Here is a 6,196-nt window from a genome sequence, read left to right on the forward strand (position 1 = left end):
ACAATCTACTAAAACCAACCAATAGAACACTTAACGATTATAACAGAGAAGGTAAAGCAAAAGTTTTACATGAAATTTTGAAAAAATCATAGCAAACAGAATACTTTGACATGCATTTTTAGAGTATAATTTGTGGTTTAAGACTTTGGTTTATGTACTTATGTCTAAATCCAAACTCACCATGTTTTTCAAGGATTTCACGTGAAAGCCACTATTATATTTTTTATTTTTTCACTTTTCTCAGTACAATTATTTGCCAAAGAATCTTTCATGAATTTTGATTTTATTGATGGAAAAATCGAAAACGGCTTCGCTAATTGGGATTACTCTGACATAGGTGAAAACCCTTGTGACGTATACAATGGTGAAGCCCAGTCGAAATTATGTGGACCTAACGGATTAAAAATTTATCCTTATTATAGCAATTATAACAACTCCCATATGGGCTGGAAACGTTATGGGTATATAGATTCATCAAGCGACTATTCTGTTAGCGGGTCTTCTTTGAAAATTCAGATGACAGGAGGAGTATATAAAAACTCAAGTGGAAAGCTAGTAGACGTCGGAGTGCTAGCTAGAGCTAAAAGTGAAAGATTTTCAGCTGCATCGATTGCTGAAGAAAATATACCGAAAACATTACCCGGTGACATGTCAATTTATGTAAAAACGTCTTCTAAAACCACTGAATTCCAACAATTTCAAGGTAAAAATAGGTTTTCAGTTTGGGTATTAATGCCATATCGTTCTGTTGATATGAATAAGTACAGTACTGCTCATATGGAACGGCCCGACCAAAGATTTAGTTGGTACCCTTTTATTGGCGCTGAAGGAGGAAGTCATTACTATCATCATGCCTCGAACATCCCAATGGGCGGATGGACAAAAGTACAATTCGATGCACATCCCACACACCATAACTCAGGTTCAAACAACGCGTATAGTGCATTCAGCACTGGCGGTTATTCATTTCCAGGGAAAGCCAAGTCATACTTTAATAATATTACCACCTTTGCCCTGAGAGCTAAGTTTTCGATAAATCAGCCGGTTGATACATCATACTATTTAGATGAATTTGAAGTGGATTACGTAGAATTCGAAAATGAAGAAACCATAAATAATATTGGTGTTGGTTACAGTCCCGACACCCAACAATTTGATGTTAGTTTTGAAGACAAATATCGTTGTTTAACTTGTAACGCAACCTATGTATTGAAATATTCTTTCAACCCAATTACGAACCACAACTTTGACAATGCTCATACACCAGCCTATACAACTAATTTTGACCGTTCAAAAAACAATAAAGATGGAAAAATATTTAAACCCAACCCTGGATACAATTTAGTATGGGCTGCAATGGATCTTAAAGCAGAGCATAGAAGTGAGCTGGCAGATGGCCGCAGAATATATTTTGCAATAAAAGATATATCAAAACGGAAAAACATAACTCAACAACCAATAGACACTAATACAGTTACTATTCCTGGTCTTGGTGAAATTGCAAATATTGATCTTATAAAATCAATTGAGTATACAATCATTCCGGTGAGTTATCCCTTGCAACTTATGACAGAGCCGAAGTACCAAGCAGTAGTAGGACAAAAGTTTGAACAAAACCTTCAAAGTATTGGAGGTACCAAACCATATACATACTCAGCAACTAATTTACCAAGTGGATTGACACTATCACAGGATGGCAAGCTTGCAGGTATGCCATTGAAAAAAGGTCAAAACGAAGCAACCATTTCAATTATTGATAATGCTAATAATGTCGTAAACAAAAACATCATGTTAAACGTTTTAACCCCCGATGATTTAAAAGTAGAGTTTTGTAAGTTAATTGTTGATTTTAAATCTAGCGCTCAAGAATCAAATATTTCAGACTCAAGATTTAAAGAAATATTCAAAGACGAATACACTAGATTTCACGATCTGGGTACAACGATTACCATAGGCAATAATAAAAACTATGATTATCAGGGCGTCAAAGGTACAGGATTTTCGCTTTCACGGGGTGATAAAGTACGATTGATTTGGAAAAACATTGGCCCTAATGTAATCAGATTCACACCGAGAATATCTTTTAGTAAGCAAAGTAGATTCAAGTATGACGATAGAGCCTTCTGGGAGAATAGCTCTACAATAGAGATCAAACCAAATCAATTTGCTACCAGTATACTCGAAGTCCAATCATCAATAGAAAGTTCATTTGTTAACGTAAATGTCAATTATTCTAATAATAAAACACTCATCTTAGACAAAATAGAATTTGTTGAACAAAACAACTTATCATCAGATTTGTGTGGGGGTTTCTCTACCCAAAAATCTATAAAAAAGATTGTTATTGCAGACTTTAATAATTCATATCAAGAAAGCCAAACTGAGCTTCCGCACTTAAATCAGATTATAAAGGATAAATATACCGATTTTTGGGAAAATGGTATGGCGACAGTCATCGGCTCAAATGGAATGTATAATTTTCAAGGTGTTGAAGGTTCTGGTTATGAACTCATTACTGGCGATATAATTTTAGTTACTTGGTTTAACGAATCTGAAAAAGACATAGACTTGACTCCTAAATTGAGTCTAAAAAGCACCACACGTATGAGTTACTCAGACCCAAAGGATTGGCTAGCGCTTGACAAGTTGACGTTAAATGCAAAGTCCTCAGCCACCTCTAAATTTGAAATCACAAACGAACTCCAAGGTCTTGTAAATGTCATCAATGTTAGCAATGCCAAAAACCTTAATAAAACAGTCATTTTAGATAAAATTGAACTTGTTTCGGTTCGTCAACAATTTAACATTACTTCGGATCAAGTCATTTCAGCTAACTTATATAAAACACTAACACTTCAATTTACAACTAATAACTATGAGTCTGACATTTTATTTGAGACCAACTCTTACTTACCCAAAGGAATCGTTTTGACTTCAGAGGGCAAGCTTATTGGCTCCCCAGAAGAGTATGGGAACTTTGAAATAGAGGTTAGTGCTTTTAATAGTGATACATTAACGGTGACTAAAACGTTTAATATTATTATCGAACCTGAGGATGATGTGTATGTCCAACATTGCAAGTCCTTGGTTGATTTCAACGGATTTGATAACGATCTTACTATTGATGCACAAGAATTTCACACTGTTATTCATGATGTATACACTGGACCTTCTATAGGTATTGGCATGACGACTGTGATTGGTTCTCACAAAGATTATAATTTTCAAGGTATTCTCGGTGAATTCGTTCCTAAAAAAGCAACCGATAAAATTAGAACTGTTTGGTATAATAACAGCGAACAATCAATTGAGTTTTCCCCTAGAATTAGTTTTACCAATTTTGGACGAGTAAACGTAGATGATCCTCAAGACGATTGGTCATATATGGAAATGATCACCATTCCACCAAGAGAATTTATGGTTTCTAATTTCAATTTAGAGAAACATTTAGGCGCTAGTTATGACGGGATCAATATCAATGTGAATTATTCAAATAACAACCTATTAATTTTAGATAGAATAGAATATGTCAGTTTTGACCTTCCTCAAAGCAGCGTTTGTGTATTACCACGAACTTAACTTTCGTTTCACTAAAAAATTTAGAAATGTGTCGCTACATCTTCTTTAATAGGCGTTCCAAAAACACAAAAACATCAATCCCCTCAACCTCTTTTACCTAAAGTTTCAGATAAATTCATCTTATCCTAAAGTTGTAAAGAGTTACCTATTGGTAACTGGCATGAATCTAGTCTACTAAGCATATCGTTGCAAAGCAGATTAATGTCACGATTAATTTTACTATCAATATTTTTGGCCACGGAGTCTTTGGAAATTACTTTTTCATAAGGATAATTTTCAAGATTCACGTTCAAGCTTCTTCCTAAATTTTCAAAATGATTTCTGGGTGAATCTGTTAAGGACTCATACTTCCAAAGAGACACATTTTTATTCGTAAATAGGTCCTGTGAAAAATATAAAGAATTGCGCGCAAACCAAAATAAACAAGCACAATCAAGAGGGGGAAGATGTTTAGAGTAATAAAATTTCACCATATCAACCACTTCATTTGTTAATTTTTCTGAACGCCAGTTAGTAAAATCCCCTTTAATTATTGCCTGTAAATTACCATGCCCCGCCGTATTACTAAACTGTAATACATCTGATGAAGCTACATCGATAAAATTACGATACATCCAGATCACATTAGAATTAGGTATTGAATTTAATAACAAATCGGCATTTTGACTTTCAACTAAGGGTTTCATTACAATGAGTTCGGCTTTAACGTTTTTCAGTTTTTTGTTTACGTCTTTAATAGAGTTAAGCCTGATCTTATTGATACGATCATCACTTAGAACACTAAATTCACCATAGACCTTGGTATTTAGAAAGCTGTCAAATACCCGTGATACAAGGGTCGTACCAGAGCGCTGGCAACCCATGATCATGACGGTAGGAATATCCCCTTTCGAAAAATTCAAATATTGATAAATCGGTTTAAAGATTCGCGAAAACTTACTATTTGTATCATGAACTTTATAGCGCATTAGGTTCTCTTTTGAATAACATTCATTACTTTAAGGGCGCACCAATCCCAAGTGTACTTACTAAAGTTGGCTGCTTGTCTTTTATTATCGTAGGATTTTTGTAACACCTGAATTAATTTGTTTGTAATTTCTTCTTGATTTTCATTTTCCACACAAAAACCAAGATCCGTTTCGCTAGCCATAATTTCAGGAACGCTACCAACGTTAGTGGCAACCGCTGGAGTACCACATGCTAGTGCTTCGGTCAGTACATTGGGACTACCTTCTCCTCTACTTGACAAACAAAAGACATCAGCGGCGTTATACCACTTTATTAATTCACTATTTGCCACAGCACCAATAAAGACAACATGACGTTGCAGATTTTGTTGCTCAATGAATTGGTCAAGCTCCTTACGATAATCGCCTTCTGGACCTTGAGCTCCTAAAATATAGAACTTAGTACTCTCTAGGCCTTGCGTACTTATTATATCGTTTAACCCACTTATCACTAGGTCAAACCCTTTACGCTTGATAAGTGCCCCTACGCCTAAGACAATTTTTTGAGTTTGATCTAATCCCAGCTTTTCTCTACACATTGCTTTATCAAGATAATTAAATTGCTCAGTGTCTACACCATTTCTAATGACGGTAGTGCGCTGGGCAGTGTGTGCAATTTTATCTGCGGCTATCGCCATTTCATTGCTTAAAGAAATAACATGATTTGCTTTTCTAAGGTACTTAGCTACGGTTTTTTGCCGTATATCGTGGTCTTGAAAATGGAAAGCTTCCATACCTCTCAAGGTTATATTAAAAGGCACGCGATATTTTTGACTGAGATAATATCCGGTTGGTAAATCTGGAAATGTCCAATGGAGGTCGACTAAATCGAAATCCATACCAACTTTTTTTATTACTCGCTCAACAGCACGTTTATAAGTGCTGATTTCAATTGCCTTAAGCCCCCCAGGAATAGACAAAAACCGTGGATGGTGAATTGTTAGTCCTTCCAATTCTTCCTGAGCAGGAACACTTCTCAGAGCACTAAATTTATCAATAAATCCATGTAAAGGTGAATCTGGAATAGGGTTAATTACAGTAATGTCAGCATATTTGCTCATCGCTTTTAAACGATTTAAAACAAACACACCATGATAGAGTTGATTACAGTTTGGAAACAAAAAGCTAATAGCCAAAATCTTTTTCTTTACTTGAGTATCCATTAATCAGTATTTTTCCGTAACCACTCTTCTAAAACCACTAATTGCCACAGGGTTTTGTGATGATCGTATTTGTCGGCGTTATGTTCTTGAATAAGCTGCTCTATTCGTTCTATCTTGAAGAATTGCAATAATTGAGTGTCATTAGATAACAATAAATTTTCAGCGTAGTCTCTCAGTTCATTTTGAAACATTAACTTTAAAGGTGTAGGAAATCCCATCTTTTTACGATAGATGATGTCGTTTGGTAAAATACCTTCCATCATCTTCTTCAAAGGATACTTCCCTTCACCCTTTTTGATTTTATGGTGGGATGGAATGGTCGCGGCAAATTCTACTAAACGATAATCTAAAAATGGCACACGTAGTTCAAGAGAAGCCGCCATACTCATACGATCAGCTTTTATTAGCAAGTCATCAACTAGCCAAGTTTTGGTATCAAAATACAGC

Annotated in this window: 4 protein-coding genes; 1 reads left to right on the forward strand and 3 read right to left on the reverse strand. The window is 35.3% G+C overall.

Annotated elements, in window-relative coordinates; genetic code table 11:
* Window positions 1-201 precede the first annotated feature (201 nt).
* Window positions 202-3,579 carry a putative Ig domain-containing protein gene (locus ACJAZP_RS19655; protein WP_415232436.1) on the forward strand — a complete coding sequence of 1,126 codons (3,378 nt, stop codon included), beginning with the start codon at window positions 202-204 and terminating at the stop codon, window positions 3,577-3,579.
* Window positions 3,580-3,704: 125 nt separating this feature from the next.
* Here the strand turns inward: ACJAZP_RS19655 and ACJAZP_RS19660 are convergent, their stop codons facing one another.
* The 3 genes from ACJAZP_RS19660 to ACJAZP_RS19670 form a co-directional block, all read right to left on the reverse strand.
* Window positions 3,705-4,547: a sulfotransferase domain-containing protein gene (locus tag ACJAZP_RS19660; RefSeq protein WP_415232437.1), complete on the reverse strand. Its 843-nt coding sequence runs from the start codon at window positions 4,545-4,547 to the stop codon at window positions 3,705-3,707.
* On the reverse strand, window positions 4,547-5,749 hold the full coding sequence (locus tag ACJAZP_RS19665) for a glycosyltransferase (protein WP_415232438.1): 1,203 nt from the start codon (window positions 5,747-5,749) through the stop codon (window positions 4,547-4,549). Before ACJAZP_RS19665 ends, ACJAZP_RS19660 begins: the two co-directional genes overlap by 1 nt.
* Window positions 5,749-6,196 (reverse strand): asparagine synthetase B family protein (locus tag ACJAZP_RS19670; protein WP_415232439.1); only part of this gene is annotated, 448 nt, incomplete at its 5' end. The genes ACJAZP_RS19670 and ACJAZP_RS19665, both read right to left, overlap by 1 nt.

Origin of the sequence: Psychromonas sp., assembly GCF_047632955.1 — a bacterium.
Classification (GTDB): Bacteria; Pseudomonadota; Gammaproteobacteria; order Enterobacterales; family Psychromonadaceae; genus Psychromonas.